This window comes from Bradyrhizobium sp. NP1 (assembly GCF_030378205.1).
Lineage (GTDB): Bacteria > Pseudomonadota > Alphaproteobacteria > Rhizobiales > Xanthobacteraceae > Bradyrhizobium.
Genome location: NZ_CP127385.1, coordinates 5,270,377 through 5,283,677 on the forward strand (window position 1 = coordinate 5,270,377; position 13,301 = coordinate 5,283,677).

A 13,301-nucleotide genomic window follows, 5' to 3' on the forward strand; every position below is an offset into this window, starting at 1 on the left:
GGGCAGTGTAGCGGCCGCGTCATGCCGCACAAGGGCTGCTAGAGCCTAGAGCCGTGTGATCGCCTGATCATGCAGCCGCGCGCTTTCCTGCGAGAAGCAGCAGAAAATGACCTGTTCAAGCGACGGCGCGCGAGACAGCGCCTCCACCGTCGTTGCGATCGCAATGCCGGCGGCACGCTCCGCCGGGAAACGATAGACGCCGGTGGAAATGGCGGGAAAGGCAATCGAGGCCAGGCCGTGGGCCGCGCCCAATTCGATGGCGCGGCGGTAGCAGGAGGCGAGCAATTCGTCCTCGCGATGGCTCCCGCCATGCCACACGGGACCGACAGCATGGATGACGTGGCGGGCCGGCAGGCGATATCCAGCCGTGATTTTCGCATCGCCCGTGGCGCAGCCGTCGAGCGTGCGGCACTCCGCCAGCAGGTCAGGACCGGCAGCGCGATGAATGGCGCCATCGACGCCGCCTCCGCCCAGAAGCGACGTGTTGGCCGCGTTGACGATGGCGTCAACGCGCAACGTGGTGATGTCGGCAACGATGGTTTGAAGCTGCGTCTGTCCGACCTGACGCGCGATCAAGGCTTACGCCGCGGCGTCGACCGGAACGCCCTTGTCGGCAAAGAGCTGCTGCAATTCGCCGGACTGGAACATCTCGCGGATGATGTCGCAGCCGCCGACGAACTCACCCTTGACGTAGAGCTGGGGGATGGTCGGCCAGTTCGAATAGACCTTGATGCCGTTGCGCAGCTCGGCCGACTCCAGGACGTTCAGGCCCTTATAACCGACACCGATATGGTCGAGGATCTGCACCACCTGCCCGGAGAAACCGCACTGCGGAAATTGCGGTGTGCCCTTCATGAACAGCACGACGTCGTTGGACTTCACTTCATTGTCGATGAATTGCTCGATGCTCATTTTCGCTTCCTCTTTGGGCGCGCAGGCCCCGGTCGGTCAGGGCACGCCTGTCACAATCGGCGCGGGCCGGCTCACCCTGTCTAACCCGACATTACCCATATATGTAGCCCAAACCGTTGTGCATCCAAAGCAAAATGGCGCGATGCCGGCATCCGGAAAGGCCACCCTGAAGCCCTCCCGCCGGCCCCCACCCATAGTCTGACGGTACTAATATCAAGGCCGGGGGAGGCTTTTTTCCTGAAACGGAGTTCCTATCTAGGACGGGCTGCGCGTTCGGAACCAGTTCACCGAAGCAACGTTCTCCCCCCTTGAACGGAGACCACCGTGACGACACCATCCGCTGCGGCCACGCTCGCCTCCCCCAGTCAGTCACTTTTTTCTGATTCCGGCACCCTCGCCCAGGATCTGGTCGAAGCCTTCCTCGCCGTCCGCGGCGAGACCGAGCGTCGCGCCGCTTCGCTTTCGGCCGAGGACCAGCTCATCCAGTCGATGCCGGACGCGAGCCCAGCGAAGTGGCACCGCGCCCATACCACCTGGTTCTTCGAGCAATTCCTGCTCGGCGAGCACAGCGCGGGCTACACGCCTTTCCATCCCGACTACGCTTTCCTGTTCAACTCCTACTACGTCAGTGCGGGCCCGCGACATGCACGACATCGGCGCGGCGACCTCACGCGCCCTGGCGCTGACGCGATCACCGCCTATCGCCGCCATGTCGATGCGGCGGTGGTGAAGTTCTTCCACGAGGCGTCTGAGGAAAAGCTGCGCACCATCCGGCCGCTGGTCGAGGTCGGGCTCAACCACGAGCAGCAGCACCAGGAATTGATGCTGACCGACATCCTGCATGCCTTCGCGCAGAACCCGATCCTGCCGGCCTACGATCCTGCCTGGCGTTTCCCGGCGGCGACCCGTGCCGGCGGCGAATGGGTCGCGTTGCAGGAAGGCATTCACTCGATCGGTCACGGCGACGACAGTTTCCATTTCGACAATGAGAAGCCGGCGCACCGCGCCCTCGTCGGCCCGGTGAGGCTCAGCCGCAACCTCGTCACCAATGCCGACTGGCTCGACTTCATCAAGGATGGCGGCTACCGCACGGCGACTCTTTGGCTGATGGACGGCTTTGCCGCCGCAAGCAACGAAGGCTGGCAGGCGCCCGGCCACTGGCGCGAGATCGACGGCCGATGGCACGTGATGACGCTCGGCGGCCTGCGCCCGGTCGATCCGGCGGCTGCGGTTTGCCATGTCAGCTACTACGAGGCGGACGCGTTTGCCCGCTGGGCGGGAAAGCACCTTCCGACCGAGATGGAATGGGAGGTCGCCGCGCGGGCCGGCCAGCTCAACGACGCATTCGGCATCGTGTGGCAATGGACCCGCAGTGCGTACACGCCCTATCCCGGCTATCGCGCCGCCGACGGCGCGCTCGGCGAATACAACGGCAAGTTCATGGTCAACCAGCTCGTGCTGCGCGGCTCATCGCTTGCAACCCCCGACGGCCACAGCCGTATCACATATCGCAACTTCTTCTATCCGCACCATCGCTGGCAATTCACCGGATTGCGCCTCGCCGATTACGACTGATCGTTCTCAGCTATTTTCGCGCCGGAAAGCGCGTTCAGGAGAGTATCATGAATGTGCATGCCACAGCATTGGCCCACGCGCATCTTCCCGACGCACAGACGTCCGCCTTCGCGCGCGACGCCGTCGAGGACCTGTCGCAGAGCCCGAAACGGCTGTCGCCAAAGTATTTTTACGATGCCGCGGGCTCCGAGCTGTTCGAGGCGATCACGCGGCTGCCCGAATATTATCCGACCCGCACCGAGCTCTCGATCCTGACGCAGCGCGGTGGCGAGATCGCGAAAATCCTTCCCGAGGGCGCGGCACTGATCGAATTCGGCGCAGGCGCAACCACCAAGGCGCGGCTATTGCTGAAGCGCTGCCGCTTCGGCGCCTATGTGCCGGTCGACATCTCCGGCGACTTCATCACGGCACAGGCGAATGGCTTGCGGAAGGATTTTCCCGATCTCGCCGTCCATCACGTCGTCGCCGACTTCACCACGCCGTTTGCACTGCCCGCCGATATCGCGGGCATGCCGAAGGTCGGCTTCTTCCCGGGCTCGACGCTCGGCAATTTCGAGCCGCACGAAGCCTGCGCCTTCCTGCGCAGCGCCCGCGCGATTCTCGGCGAGGGCGCACAAATGATCATCGGCGTCGACCTGGAGAAGGACGAACGCGTGCTCTACAACGCCTATAACGACGCGGCGGGCGTCACCGCGCGCTTCAACCTCAATGTGCTGGTGCGCATCAACCGCGAGCTCGGCGGCAATTTCGATCTCTCCTCCTTCACCCATCGCGCGATCTACAACCGCGAGCGGCACCGTATCGAGATGCATCTGATCAGCAAGAAGCAGCAGACCGTGCGCATGCTCGGCACCAGCTTCGCTTTCCGTTCCGGCGAAAGCATCCATACCGAGAACAGCTACAAATACAGCATCGAGCGCTTCGCGGCGCTGGCGCGCGGCGCGGGCTGGACGGTCAGGAAATCATGGACCGACGAAGCGAAGATGTTCTCGGTTCATGCGCTCTCGGCTTCCGATTGAGCCTCGGCGCTACCGGACCCGAGCGACACCGCTTCCCACACCGCGACCACGATCAGCAGCGCCGTGGTCAGAACCGACAGGGCGAGCGGCGACAGCTCCGCCGCAAACCAGGCCAGCACGATGAAGGCGACGATGCCGACGATGTGAGATAGCTGCAGGAAGCCGCGGACGCTGTGCTTGAACAGGATGGTGCCGACCAGGAACAGCAACGGGCCGCCGATCGCGCTGACGATCGTCCGGAGATCGGAATGGCCGGACGGGTGCTTCAATACCAGCTCGTCGGCGACCGCGGTCAGGATGATGCCGCCGACGATCGGCATGTGCAGATAGGTATAGGCAAGCCGCGCGAGCCGGCCCGTGTCGGACGATTTCGAGATCAGCTCCGTGCCGGCTTCCGCGCCTTTGTGGAAATAGATCCACCACATCGCGATCGAGCCGACCAGGGCCGCGAGGAACGCGGTAACGGTCTCGGCGGTCCACGGCAGCTCCGAGAAGGTCGCGGCGTTGACGACGACGGCCTCGCCGAGCGCGATGATGATGAAGCCGGCGCAGCGCTCGGCCATGTGGCCGCCCTCGACCGCCCAGGCCGCGATCGATGAGCCGCCATAGCGGGGGACCCAGAACCGCGCGGCGGGCGCGACATATTCGATCGCGAGCGCAATGCTCCAGAGCACGAGCCGTGCCCGCCCCTCGGCGAGCCCGCCCCACAGCCAGAACACCGCAGACCCCGACAGCCAGATCAGGATGCGGATCGCATTCCAGCGCACGGCCGTCAGGTGCGCCGGCGTCGAGATCAGCCAGAACGCGGTGCGGCCGATCTGCATCGCGGCATAGGCCGAAGCAAACCAGACGCCGCGCGTCTCGAAGGCCGACGGGATCGAGGTCGACAGCACGAGGCCGCCGAGCATCATGAAGAACAGGAGCAGCCGGACGGGCATGAGCTCGGGATTGAGCCAATTGGTCACCCAGGCGGTGAAGACCCAAACCCACCAGACCGCGAGGAAGAGGATCGTGACCTCGATCCCGCCGATGACCGTGAAGCGGCCGAGCAGCGTGTGCGAAATCTGGGTGACCGCGTAGACGAAGACGAGGTCGAAGAACAGCTCGGCGTAGGTGACCCGGTTATGCTGGTTCGGCAACACCGGGCGGAACATCGCACCGCGTGATTCGTTCGCGCTCATCGGCAAGCCCCCGATCCGGAGCCCGCGCTAGCGCTCGGGCACCCCGGTTTGCAGCGCGAGCGCGTGCAGTACCCCGCCCATCTGGCCGCGCAGCGACTGGTAGACGATCTGGTGCTGCTGGACGCGCGTCTTGCCGCGGAACGATTCCGATATCACGGTTGCGGCATAGTGGTCGCCGTCGCCCGCGAGATCCCGGATGGTCACCTCGGCATCGGGAATCGCCGCCTTGATCATCGATTCGATATCGTGGGCGTCCATCGGCATCCCAGCTGGTCTCCTGTTCTGGTGGTTTGCGCCTGCCTTGCGCGGTTGTGATCGCCAGAACTTAGCGCGATCGCCCTTCTAGGTCACCCTTTCCTTCACTATATTTGTTGCCCGAAAGCGGAAGCTGCGACATCACGTCCGCGCGATTTTCGCGCGCACTCACCCGAAGAGGCGCATCGTCATGAAAGTCCCCGGCCCCGACCACCCCATCACCGTCACCCCGAACACCAAGCGCGTGCGCGTCACCATCGACGGCGTCGTCATCGCCGACACCACCCACGCGCTGACCCTGAAGGAGGCGAGCTACCCGGCAGTGCAATATGTGCCGCGGCAGGATACCAATATGGAGCTGCTGCGGCGCACCGACCGCACCACGCACTGCCCGTACAAGGGCGATGCGGCCTACTTCTCGATCGTCGCCAACGGCAAGACGCTGGAGAACTCGATCTGGAGCTACGAGACGCCGTTCCCGGCGATGATGGAGATCACCGGCCGGTTGGCGTTCTATCCGGACAAGGTGAAGATCGAGGAAGTGGCGTAGCTGCTGACACGCCGAGGCCAACGCCCACGGGCCTGGAATCGGAGATTCCAGGTCCACGAGCCGGCTTTTTTGCAAAGGGCTGCGCGCTAGACCCTGAAGATCGTGAGCCCCAGGATCAACAGCACCAGGAAGATCACGACGAAGATATAGAACAGGACACGCGCGACGTCGGCGATGGCCGCCGAAATACCGGTGAAGCCGAGAATGCCGGCCACGATCGATATCAGGAAGAAGATCAGCGCCCACTTCAATAGCGTCATCGCGCGCTCCTGCGGCCAGCCATCCTTGAATTCGCCCGGTTAACCTCCGGTCGGGGGGGGCTTGTTCCGCGATGTTCTCGCAGTTGCGCCGTCATTGCCCGACCCGGGCCGGGAAGCCCGGATGCTGCGGATCATCGCCCGGCAGGCCGCTCGGGGCGGCACCGGTGCCGATCGTGCCAGGGGTGGTCGTGTTCGGCACGCCCGGCTGGTTGCGCAGGGTGGGCTTGACCCCGCCGTTCATGGTCGGGCCGGCGCCAAGGCCGGTCGTGGTGCCCGGCACCGTGCCATGAGCCATGCCAGGAGCGGCCGCGTTCGGAGTCGTCGTTCCCACCGGCGGCGTGGTGCCCATGCCGGGCGGCACGACGCCTTGCGCGCCGGCACCCGTCCCCGCGCCTTGCGCGGATACGCCGGCGGCGGTGGCGACAATCAAGGCCGCTGCCGCGAGAAGTGCAGCCGAAGGTGATCGCGTGCGCATGACAACTCTCCGATTCCGTTGCATTCAATTCAACGTCCACGGAATTTTGCCGTTCCTGCCGCGAGTGCCCGCGCCGCGATCACAACGGCGTTCAGCCGAAGCGGCAAATCCTCCTTGCTGAATCGGGTTCCCGACGGCAACATCGCCCGCAACTATCGGGCCAGGGAACGCAGATGACGACGATCTCGCAAGCGGCTGCGCCGGTCGGCGTCATGGCAGCACCAAGGACGAAGGCGCGCAACGCCGCGCTCGATCGCGCCCGCACCCTCCTGACGCTGGTGGTGCTGCTCCACCACTCCGTCATTCCCTATACCTATTTCGGTCATACCGATCCCAAGTCGTGGATCGGCTTCGACATGATCGTGCTCGCCACCGACAGCTTCTTCATGCCGATGTTCTTTTTGTTGTCGGGGCTGTTTGTGTGGCCGGGCCTTGCGCGCAAAGGGGTCCAGAAATATTTGGCCGACCGCGTGCTCCGGCTTGGCCTGCCTTTCGCAATCTGCGCACTCACGATCATTCCGATCGCCTACTATGCCGTTTCGCTGCGCCAGTCGCCGGATGTGACCTTCTCGGCGTTCTGGTGGAAAACCGTCACCGTCGGACCATGGCCGAGCGGACCGATCTGGTTTCTCTGGGTCCTGTTCTCGTTCGACATCATTGCATGCTTGGCATATCTGATCTCGCCCAGGCTTCTCGATCCGATCAATCGCCTGTCGCTGCGCGGCTTTCAGCAGCCCGCCGCATTCTTCGCGGTGATGCTTGCTGTTACCGCCGCGCTCTACATCCCCGGAAGAATCTACTACGGGGCGGGCAGCTGGTTCGAGTTCGGCCCGTTCTCGGTCCAGCACGGCCGCTTGCTGCTCTATGCGTCGTACTTCTTCTTTGGCGCAGGCATAGGGCTTGCGAATCTAGATCGTGGCGTGTTCGGCGCGGAAAGCCGGCTCGCGAGGACCGGCTGGGGCTGGGCGATCACAGCCCTCGTTCCGTATTGCCTGATGTGGGTGCTGATCTACATCAAGCGCGAAATCCTGGGAAATCCGACGTGGCTGCCTGATTGGTACGAGGGAAGCTACGGCTTCTTCTTTGCCGCGTTCAGCATAGCCATCATGTTTACGATCCTGGCGTTCTTCCTGAGATTCAAACGATCAGGCTGGAGGATTCTCGATCCGATGCAGCCGGATGCCTACGGCATGTTCCTGGTGCATTATCCGATCGTGCTCTGGCTGCAATATTGGATGTTCGACTTCGATATTCCCGCCATTGCCAAGGCGCTGATCGCCTTCGTGCTCACGGTCGTCTTGAGCTGGGCCGCAACCGCGGCGCTGCGGCGGATTCCGGGCGCGACCCAAGTGCTCTAGCTTGACTCCAGTGCCGCGATCCGGCCGGGCGGCTTCGGCCGCCTCGCCGTGGCTGGCATCAAACCTGCATGGCCTCAGCCAACCTGACGGCGCGCGATATCGATAGATCGGACGGCGTCTATGCGCAGCTGATGATTGAGGACCGCCAGAGCGCGACCGCGGCCCGCACAAAGGCTTTGGGGGAACGTCCGCGTTGGGGGAACGTCCAGGACAATCGCAGGAAAGGACAGCCGATGGGACTATCCGCCATTCTGATCGCCACCGCTCTGAGCCTGACCATGCTGGTCGCGGTGGCGGATTTGTCCTGAATCCAGGCGCGGTGCGCTAGTTCTTGCCGCTCATATAGGCAGGCAGCCAGCTTTCGAACGCCGTCGCAAGCGTGGCAACCGGAACCGGCGCCTCACCGGGAAGCGCGATCGAATCGCCGCCCGTGGTGCCGATGCGGGCGCAGGGAACGCCGACGCCCTTCATCTTGGCCAGCACCAGGCCGGCCTGTTCGGCGGGCACCGTCACGATGTAGCGGGCCTGGTCCTCGCCGAACCAGTAGGCATGCGGCACGATAGCAGCCGGCGCGGCCAAGAGCTGCACGCCGATGCGGCTTGCGATCGCCATTTCCGCAAGCGCAACCAGCAGTCCGCCATCGGAAATATCGTGCACTGATGTCGCCGTTCCTGCATGGACCATGCCGCGCACGACATCGCCGTTGCGTTTCTCCGCGGCGAGGTCGACCGGCGGCGGAGCCCCCTCCTCGCGGCCGCAAATCTCGCGCAGATAGACCGACTGGCCCAGCCAGCCCTGGGTATCGCCGATCAACAGGATCGCTTCGCCTGCGGCCTTGAAGGCGAGCGTCGCCGATTTGGTGAAGTCGTCGAGCACGCCGACCCCGCCGATCGAGGGCGTCGGCAGGATCGCGCGGCCATTGGTCTCGTTGTAGAGCGAGACGTTGCCGGACACGACCGGGAAGTCCAGCACGCGGCAGGCTTCCGAAATGCCTTTCAGGCAGCCGACGAACTGGCCCATGATCTCGGCGCGCTCCGGATTGCCGAAATTGAGGTTGTCGGTGATCGCAAGCGGCTTGCCGCCGACGGCGGTGATGTTGCGCCAGGCTTCCGCAACGGCCTGCTTGCCGCCCTCAAACGGATCGGCCTCGCAATAACGCGGCGTAACGTCGACGGTGAGCGCGAGCCCCTTCGGCCCATCCTCGACGCGGACGACGGCGGCATCCCCGCCCGGCCGCTGCACGGTGTTGCCGAGGATGACGTGGTCATACTGCTCCCACACCCAGCGCTTGGAGCAGAGCTCGGGTGTCGCGATCAGCTTTTCCAGCGCCGCGGAAATTCCAACCGGCGGCTTGATGTCACGCGCGGCGATCACAGGCAGCGCCGGCGAGGCGACATGCGGGCGGTCATAGACCGGCGCCTCGTCGCCCAGTTCCTTGATCGGCAGGTCGGCCATGACGTCGCCGCCATGCTTGACGACGAAACGCTTGCTCGGCGTCGTGTAGCCGACAATGGCGAAATCGAGCCCCCATTTGCGGAAGATCGCTTCCGCCTCCTTTTCCTTCTCGGGCTTGAGCACCATGAGCATGCGCTCCTGGCTCTCCGAGAGCATCATCTCATAGGCGCTCATGCCGGTCTCGCGGGTCGGCACCGCGTTGAGGTCGAGCTCGACGCCCAGATCGCCCTTGGCGCCCATCTCCACGGCCGAACAGGTCAGGCCTGCCGCGCCCATGTCCTGGATCGCGATCACACAGCCCGCTGCCATGATCTCGAGACAGGCTTCCAGCAACAGCTTCTCCGCAAAGGGATCGCCGACCTGCACGGTCGGGCGCTTCTCCTCCGACGCATCGTCGAACTCGGCCGACGCCATCGAGGCGCCGTGAATGCCGTCGCGCCCGGTCTTGGAGCCGAGATAGACGATCGGCATGTCGACGCCTGAGGCCGCGGCATAGAAAATCTTGCTGGCGTCGGCGAGGCCAACCGCCATCGCATTGACCAGGATGTTGCCGTCATAGCGGGTGTGGAAACGCACCTGGCCGCCGACGGTCGGCACGCCGAAGGAATTGCCATAGCCGCCGACACCGGCGACCACGCCGGAGACCAGATGCCGCGTCTTCGGATGCTCCGGCGCGCCGAACGACAGCGCATTAAGGCAGGCGATGGGACGCGCGCCCATGGTGAAGACGTCGCGCAGGATGCCGCCGACGCCCGTGGTCGCGCCCTGATAGGGCTCGATGTAGCTCGGGTGGTTGTGGCTCTCCATCTTGAAGACCACCGCCTGGCCGTCGCCGATGTCGATCACGCCGGCATTCTCGCCCGGCCCCTGGATCACCCAGGGCGCTTTCGTCGGCAGGCCGCGCAGATGGATGCGCGAGGACTTGTACGAGCAGTGCTCGTTCCACATCGCCGAGAAAATCCCGAGCTCGGTGAAGGTCGGCACCCGCCCGATCAGTTTCAGGATGCGCTCATATTCGTCGGGTTTCAGGCCGTGGGCGGCGACGAGTTCGGGGGTGATCTTGGGCTCGTTCATGGTCACTTCTTAGGGAGATCGGCTCCTCGCGGAAAGGGCTTTTGCAGGGCATTGGCGCCCTGTCCAGAGCTTTGAGGAAGCGGTGCGGCAGCCCCGGCCTGCCCGGGATTTAAGGGCTGGAACCGCAATTGGAAGGGCACCGGCGCGGCCGCAACCCGGCCGTGCGCCCCGGTTGCGCAAGGCCTGGCCTACTTCTGGTCGGCCAGGAGCCTGCGGTATTTCTCGACATCGCGCATCACGATCTGCTGCAGCACGTCGGCCGCGTGCTCATTGGCGTCGGGGGCCGCGGTGGAAAGGTCGGCAAAGCGCTTCTTCACCGGCTCGCTTTCGACCGCGGCTCGCGCAGCCGCATTCAGCCTGGCAATGATCTCGGGCGGCGTGCCCTTCGGGGCGAACAGGCCGTTCCAGCCCTGCGCCTCGAATTCGGGCAGGCCCGCTTCCGCCGAAGTCGGCAACTCGGGCACGCTCGCCAGCCGCACGGTCGAGCCGACCACGAGACCCCGGACGAGCTTGTCGTCGATCGCCTGCGAGACAGAGGCGGCCGCATCGCAGACGCCATCGATCTGGCCGCCGATCGCGTCGGTGAGCGCGGGCGCAGCCCCGCGATAGCCGACCAGCGTCACGTCGATGCCGGCGGCCTGCACGAAGCTCTTGCAGATCAGGAAATTCGAGGAGCCGACGCCGGCATGGCCGAGATTGATCTTGCCTGGATTCTTCCTGGCATAGTCGATGAATTCCCTGACGCTTGCGGCCGGAAAATCCTTGCGCAGCGCGATCACGCCATAGGTCTTCGCCACCATCGCAACCGGCGCGAAGGAATCCGGCGTGAACGGCAGTTTCGGGTAGATCGTATAGGAGGCAGCACTTGTGCCGGCATTGCCGATCGCGATCGTGTAGCCGTCCGCCTCGGCGCGCGCGGCACGCGCCAGCGCCGTCGAGCCGCCGGCGCCCGCGACATTCTCGATCACCACCGCCTGCCCAAGCGCAACCCCCATCTGGTCGGCGACCGCGCGCGCGATCACATCGGAGGTGCCGCCGGCCGCGAACGGCACGATCATCGTGATGGGATGTTTCGGAAATTCGTCGCCGCGTGCGGCGGCAGCGAAGCAAAGCGTGGCGCCGAGCGCGACCAGCAGCCGAGCGAAAGAATTCACGCGGCGCGTTCCAGATGCGCCACGAGCCCGGCAAACAGGCCGCGCCCGTCGGTGCAGCCCATGATGGTTTCGACGTGGTTTTCCGGATGCGGCATCATGCCGAGCACATTGCCTTGCTCGTTGACGATGCCGGCGATCGAATGGGCGGCGCCATTGATGTTGGAAGGCTCATCCACCACACCCTCCGGCGAGCAGTAGCGGTAGAGCACCCGCCCCTCGCCTTCGAGGCGCTTCAAGGTTTCCTCGTCGGCCTCGTAATTGCCCTCGCCATGCGCGACCGGGACGCGAATCACCTGCCCGGCGTTGTAGCCGCGCGTGAACGGCGTGTCGGATCGCTCGACGCGCATATGCACGTCGTGGCAGATGAATTTCAGCCCGGCATTGCGCATCAACACGCCCGGCAGAAGCCCCGCCTCGCACAGGATCTGGAAACCGTTGCAGACGCCGAGCACGAGGCCGCCGCCCTTGGCAAAGTCGCGGACCGCGTCCATCACCGGGGCGCGCGCGGCGATTGCGCCGCAGCGCAGGTAGTCGCCGTAGGAAAAGCCGCCGGGCACCACGACAAGGTCGGTCCCCTTGGGCAGCGCCGTCTCGGCATGCCAGACCATCGCCGCCTCCTTGCCCGAGACAAGTTTCAGCGCACGCGCCATGTCGCGTTCGCGATTGATGCCGGGAAAGACGAGGACGGCGGATTTCATTATAGGAGTTCGACCCGATAGTTTTCGATCACGGTGTTGGCGAGCAGCTTGTCGGCGGCGGCTTTCAGCGCCGCTTCCGCTTTCGTCCTGTCGGAGCCTGCAAGCTCGATGTCGAACACCTTGCCCTGGCGGACGCTCGCGATGCCATCGACGCCGAGCGATTTCAGCGCTCCCTCGATGGCCTTGCCCTGCGGGTCGAGAATGCTGGATTTCAGCGTGACGGTGACGCGCGCTTTCACTTCACTTCCCTTTAGCTTTTGCCTTGGCTTTTGCCTCTTAGCTCTTGACCAGCACCGGACCCGAACCCGCCGGCCGCTCGTTCTCCATCAGGATGCCGAGCCGCTTCGCCACCTCGGTATAGGCCTCCAGCAGCCCGCCGAGGTCGCGGCGGAAGCGATCCTTGTCGAGCTTCTCGTTCGACTTGATGTCCCACAGCCGGCAGGAGTCCGGCGAGATCTCGTCGGCGACGATGATCCGCATCATTTCGTTCTCGAACAGCCGGCCGCACTCCATCTTGAAGTCGACGAGGCGGATGCCGATGCCGAGGAAAAGGCCGGTCAGGAAATCGTTGACGCGGATGGCGAGCGCCATGATGTCGTCGATCTCCTGCGGCGTCGCCCAGCCGAAGGCGGTGATGTGCTCTTCCGACACCATGGGGTCATTGAGCTGGTCGTTCTTGTAGTAGAACTCGATGATCGAGCGCGGCAGCTGCGTGCCCTCCTCGATGCCGAGCCGCTGCGACAGCGAGCCCGCCGCAACATTTCTGACGACGACCTCCAAAGGCACGATCTCAACCTCGCGAATCAGTTGCTCGCGCATGTTGAGACGGCGGATGAAGTGGGTCGGCACCCCGATATCGTTGAGGTGCTGAAACAGGTACTCCGAGATCCGGTTGTTGAGGACGCCCTTGCCCTCGATCACCTGGTGCTTCTTGGCATTGAAGGCGGTCGCGTCATCCTTGAAGTGCTGGATCAGGGTTCCCGGCTCCGGACCTTCGTAAAGGACCTTCGCCTTGCCTTCGTAGATGCGGCGCCGACGGCTCATTGGGATGTACCGTGTTTTGTTGAAATCCATGAATCTGGTGTGCTCCGGCTGACAAGGACCAAAACCCACGACGGAGCTGCCGTGAAGGCCAGGAACCTGAGGAAACAGAACAAGAACCGAGCCTGTTGGCAACCTATCTGATTGGCCTTTCCAGCACAATCGATCCCGCTCTCAAGAAGCCGAGTTTTACCGCCTTCAGTGCGGCATTACGGCCGTTGTTCCGGCTGTTTTCAGCAATTATCTAAGTGCCCTCACCAGCGGCCGCAACACGGCTGCTTTTTCCTCTCCGGC

The 13,301-nt window shown here is 64.2% G+C and carries 16 protein-coding genes; 5 read left to right on the forward strand and 11 right to left on the reverse strand.

Annotated features, from left to right (window positions below; translation table 11 throughout):
• Positions 1 to 45 precede the first annotated feature (45 nt).
• Positions 46 to 573, reverse strand: a complete 528-nt coding sequence (locus tag QOU61_RS25585) for an O-acetyl-ADP-ribose deacetylase (protein ID WP_502876978.1) — start codon at positions 571 to 573, stop codon at positions 46 to 48.
• A 6-nt stretch (positions 574 to 579) separates the two neighbouring features.
• On the reverse strand, positions 580 to 912 hold the full coding sequence (gene grxD / locus QOU61_RS25590) for a Grx4 family monothiol glutaredoxin (protein WP_289653971.1): 333 nt from the start codon (positions 910 to 912) through the stop codon (positions 580 to 582).
• Between the two features lie 324 nt (positions 913 to 1,236).
• Here grxD and egtB point away from each other — a divergent pair, with 324 nt between their 5' ends.
• Positions 1,237 to 2,487 (forward strand): ergothioneine biosynthesis protein EgtB, encoded by a 1,251-nt coding sequence (egtB, locus tag QOU61_RS25595; RefSeq protein ID WP_289653972.1) that lies wholly within the window; start codon positions 1,237 to 1,239, stop codon positions 2,485 to 2,487.
• 47 nt (positions 2,488 to 2,534) lie between these two features.
• Entirely contained in the window at positions 2,535 to 3,506 is a 972-nt protein-coding gene (gene egtD / locus QOU61_RS25600; RefSeq protein WP_289653973.1) for an L-histidine N(alpha)-methyltransferase, read from the forward strand.
• Here the strand turns inward: egtD and QOU61_RS25605 are convergent.
• The gene (locus tag QOU61_RS25605) at positions 3,482 to 4,687 is read right to left on the reverse strand and encodes a low temperature requirement protein A (RefSeq protein WP_289653974.1); all 1,206 of its coding nucleotides are present in this window, start codon (positions 4,685 to 4,687) and stop codon (positions 3,482 to 3,484) included. The genes egtD and QOU61_RS25605 overlap by 25 nt on opposite strands.
• A gap of 27 nt (positions 4,688 to 4,714) precedes the next feature.
• Positions 4,715 to 4,951: a BolA family protein gene (locus tag QOU61_RS25610; RefSeq protein WP_289653975.1), complete on the reverse strand. Its 237-nt coding sequence runs from the start codon at positions 4,949 to 4,951 to the stop codon at positions 4,715 to 4,717.
• Between the two features lie 181 nt (positions 4,952 to 5,132).
• Here QOU61_RS25610 and QOU61_RS25615 point away from each other — a divergent pair, with 181 nt between their 5' ends.
• Positions 5,133 to 5,492 (forward strand): DUF427 domain-containing protein, encoded by a 360-nt coding sequence (locus QOU61_RS25615; RefSeq protein WP_289653977.1) that lies wholly within the window; start codon positions 5,133 to 5,135, stop codon positions 5,490 to 5,492.
• 86 nt (positions 5,493 to 5,578) lie between these two features.
• Here QOU61_RS25615 and QOU61_RS25620 read toward each other — a convergent pair whose 3' ends face one another.
• Together QOU61_RS25620 and QOU61_RS25625 are read right to left on the reverse strand one after the other, a co-directional pair.
• Complete coding sequence (locus tag QOU61_RS25620; RefSeq protein WP_289653978.1) at positions 5,579 to 5,752, reverse strand: DUF1328 domain-containing protein; 174 nt, start codon at positions 5,750 to 5,752, stop codon at positions 5,579 to 5,581.
• A 91-nt stretch (positions 5,753 to 5,843) separates the two neighbouring features.
• The gene (locus tag QOU61_RS25625; protein ID WP_289653979.1) at positions 5,844 to 6,227 is read right to left on the reverse strand and encodes a hypothetical protein; all 384 of its coding nucleotides are present in this window, start codon (positions 6,225 to 6,227) and stop codon (positions 5,844 to 5,846) included.
• 173 nt (positions 6,228 to 6,400) lie between these two features.
• On the opposite strand from QOU61_RS25625, the gene QOU61_RS25630 reads away from it, so the two are divergent.
• Positions 6,401 to 7,585 carry an acyltransferase family protein gene (locus QOU61_RS25630; RefSeq protein WP_289653980.1) on the forward strand — a complete coding sequence of 395 codons (1,185 nt, stop codon included), beginning with the start codon at positions 6,401 to 6,403 and terminating at the stop codon, positions 7,583 to 7,585.
• A 68-nt stretch (positions 7,586 to 7,653) separates the two neighbouring features.
• Positions 7,654 to 7,893 (forward strand): hypothetical protein, encoded by a 240-nt coding sequence (locus QOU61_RS25635; RefSeq protein WP_289653981.1) that lies wholly within the window; start codon positions 7,654 to 7,656, stop codon positions 7,891 to 7,893.
• 16 nt (positions 7,894 to 7,909) lie between these two features.
• Here QOU61_RS25635 and purL read toward each other — a convergent pair whose 3' ends face one another.
• The 5 genes from purL to purC form a co-directional block, all read right to left on the reverse strand.
• A complete protein-coding gene (purL, locus tag QOU61_RS25640) occupies positions 7,910 to 10,114 on the reverse strand; it encodes a phosphoribosylformylglycinamidine synthase subunit PurL (RefSeq protein ID WP_289653982.1) in 2,205 nt (734 codons plus the stop codon).
• A 188-nt stretch (positions 10,115 to 10,302) separates the two neighbouring features.
• Complete coding sequence (locus QOU61_RS25645) at positions 10,303 to 11,250, reverse strand: tripartite tricarboxylate transporter substrate-binding protein (RefSeq protein ID WP_289661751.1); 948 nt, start codon at positions 11,248 to 11,250, stop codon at positions 10,303 to 10,305.
• 14 nt (positions 11,251 to 11,264) lie between these two features.
• Positions 11,265 to 11,966: a phosphoribosylformylglycinamidine synthase subunit PurQ gene (gene purQ / locus QOU61_RS25650; protein WP_289653983.1), complete on the reverse strand. Its 702-nt coding sequence runs from the start codon at positions 11,964 to 11,966 to the stop codon at positions 11,265 to 11,267.
• Positions 11,966 to 12,205 (reverse strand): phosphoribosylformylglycinamidine synthase subunit PurS, encoded by a 240-nt coding sequence (gene purS, locus QOU61_RS25655; protein WP_289653984.1) that lies wholly within the window; start codon positions 12,203 to 12,205, stop codon positions 11,966 to 11,968. The genes purQ and purS overlap by 1 nt, the downstream gene beginning before the upstream one ends.
• 37 nt (positions 12,206 to 12,242) lie before the next feature.
• Positions 12,243 to 13,010 (reverse strand): phosphoribosylaminoimidazolesuccinocarboxamide synthase, encoded by a 768-nt coding sequence (purC, locus tag QOU61_RS25660; protein ID WP_008974302.1) that lies wholly within the window; start codon positions 13,008 to 13,010, stop codon positions 12,243 to 12,245.
• Positions 13,011 to 13,301: the final 291 nt, after the last annotated feature.

What these genes read in the sequence shown, in the direction of transcription:
- grxD (WP_289653971.1), bottom strand. Translation starts at nt 912, where the DNA reads ATGAGCATCGAGCAATTCATCGACAATGAAGTGAAGTCCAACGACGTC.
- egtD (WP_289653973.1), top strand. Translation starts at nt 2,535, where the DNA reads ATGAATGTGCATGCCACAGCATTGGCCCACGCGCATCTTCCCGACGCA.
- QOU61_RS25605 (WP_289653974.1), bottom strand. Translation starts at nt 4,687, where the DNA reads ATGAGCGCGAACGAATCACGCGGTGCGATGTTCCGCCCGGTGTTGCCG.
- QOU61_RS25610 (WP_289653975.1), bottom strand. Translation starts at nt 4,951, where the DNA reads ATGCCGATGGACGCCCACGATATCGAATCGATGATCAAGGCGGCGATT.
- QOU61_RS25615 (WP_289653977.1), top strand. Translation starts at nt 5,133, where the DNA reads ATGAAAGTCCCCGGCCCCGACCACCCCATCACCGTCACCCCGAACACC.
- QOU61_RS25620 (WP_289653978.1), bottom strand. Translation starts at nt 5,752, where the DNA reads ATGACGCTATTGAAGTGGGCGCTGATCTTCTTCCTGATATCGATCGTG.
- QOU61_RS25625 (WP_289653979.1), bottom strand. Translation starts at nt 6,227, where the DNA reads ATGCGCACGCGATCACCTTCGGCTGCACTTCTCGCGGCAGCGGCCTTG.
- QOU61_RS25630 (WP_289653980.1), top strand. Translation starts at nt 6,401, where the DNA reads ATGACGACGATCTCGCAAGCGGCTGCGCCGGTCGGCGTCATGGCAGCA.
- QOU61_RS25635 (WP_289653981.1), top strand. Translation starts at nt 7,654, where the DNA reads ATGGCCTCAGCCAACCTGACGGCGCGCGATATCGATAGATCGGACGGC.
- purL (WP_289653982.1), bottom strand. Translation starts at nt 10,114, where the DNA reads ATGAACGAGCCCAAGATCACCCCCGAACTCGTCGCCGCCCACGGCCTG.
- purQ (WP_289653983.1), bottom strand. Translation starts at nt 11,966, where the DNA reads ATGAAATCCGCCGTCCTCGTCTTTCCCGGCATCAATCGCGAACGCGAC.
- purC (WP_008974302.1), bottom strand. Translation starts at nt 13,010, where the DNA reads ATGAGCCGTCGGCGCCGCATCTACGAAGGCAAGGCGAAGGTCCTTTAC.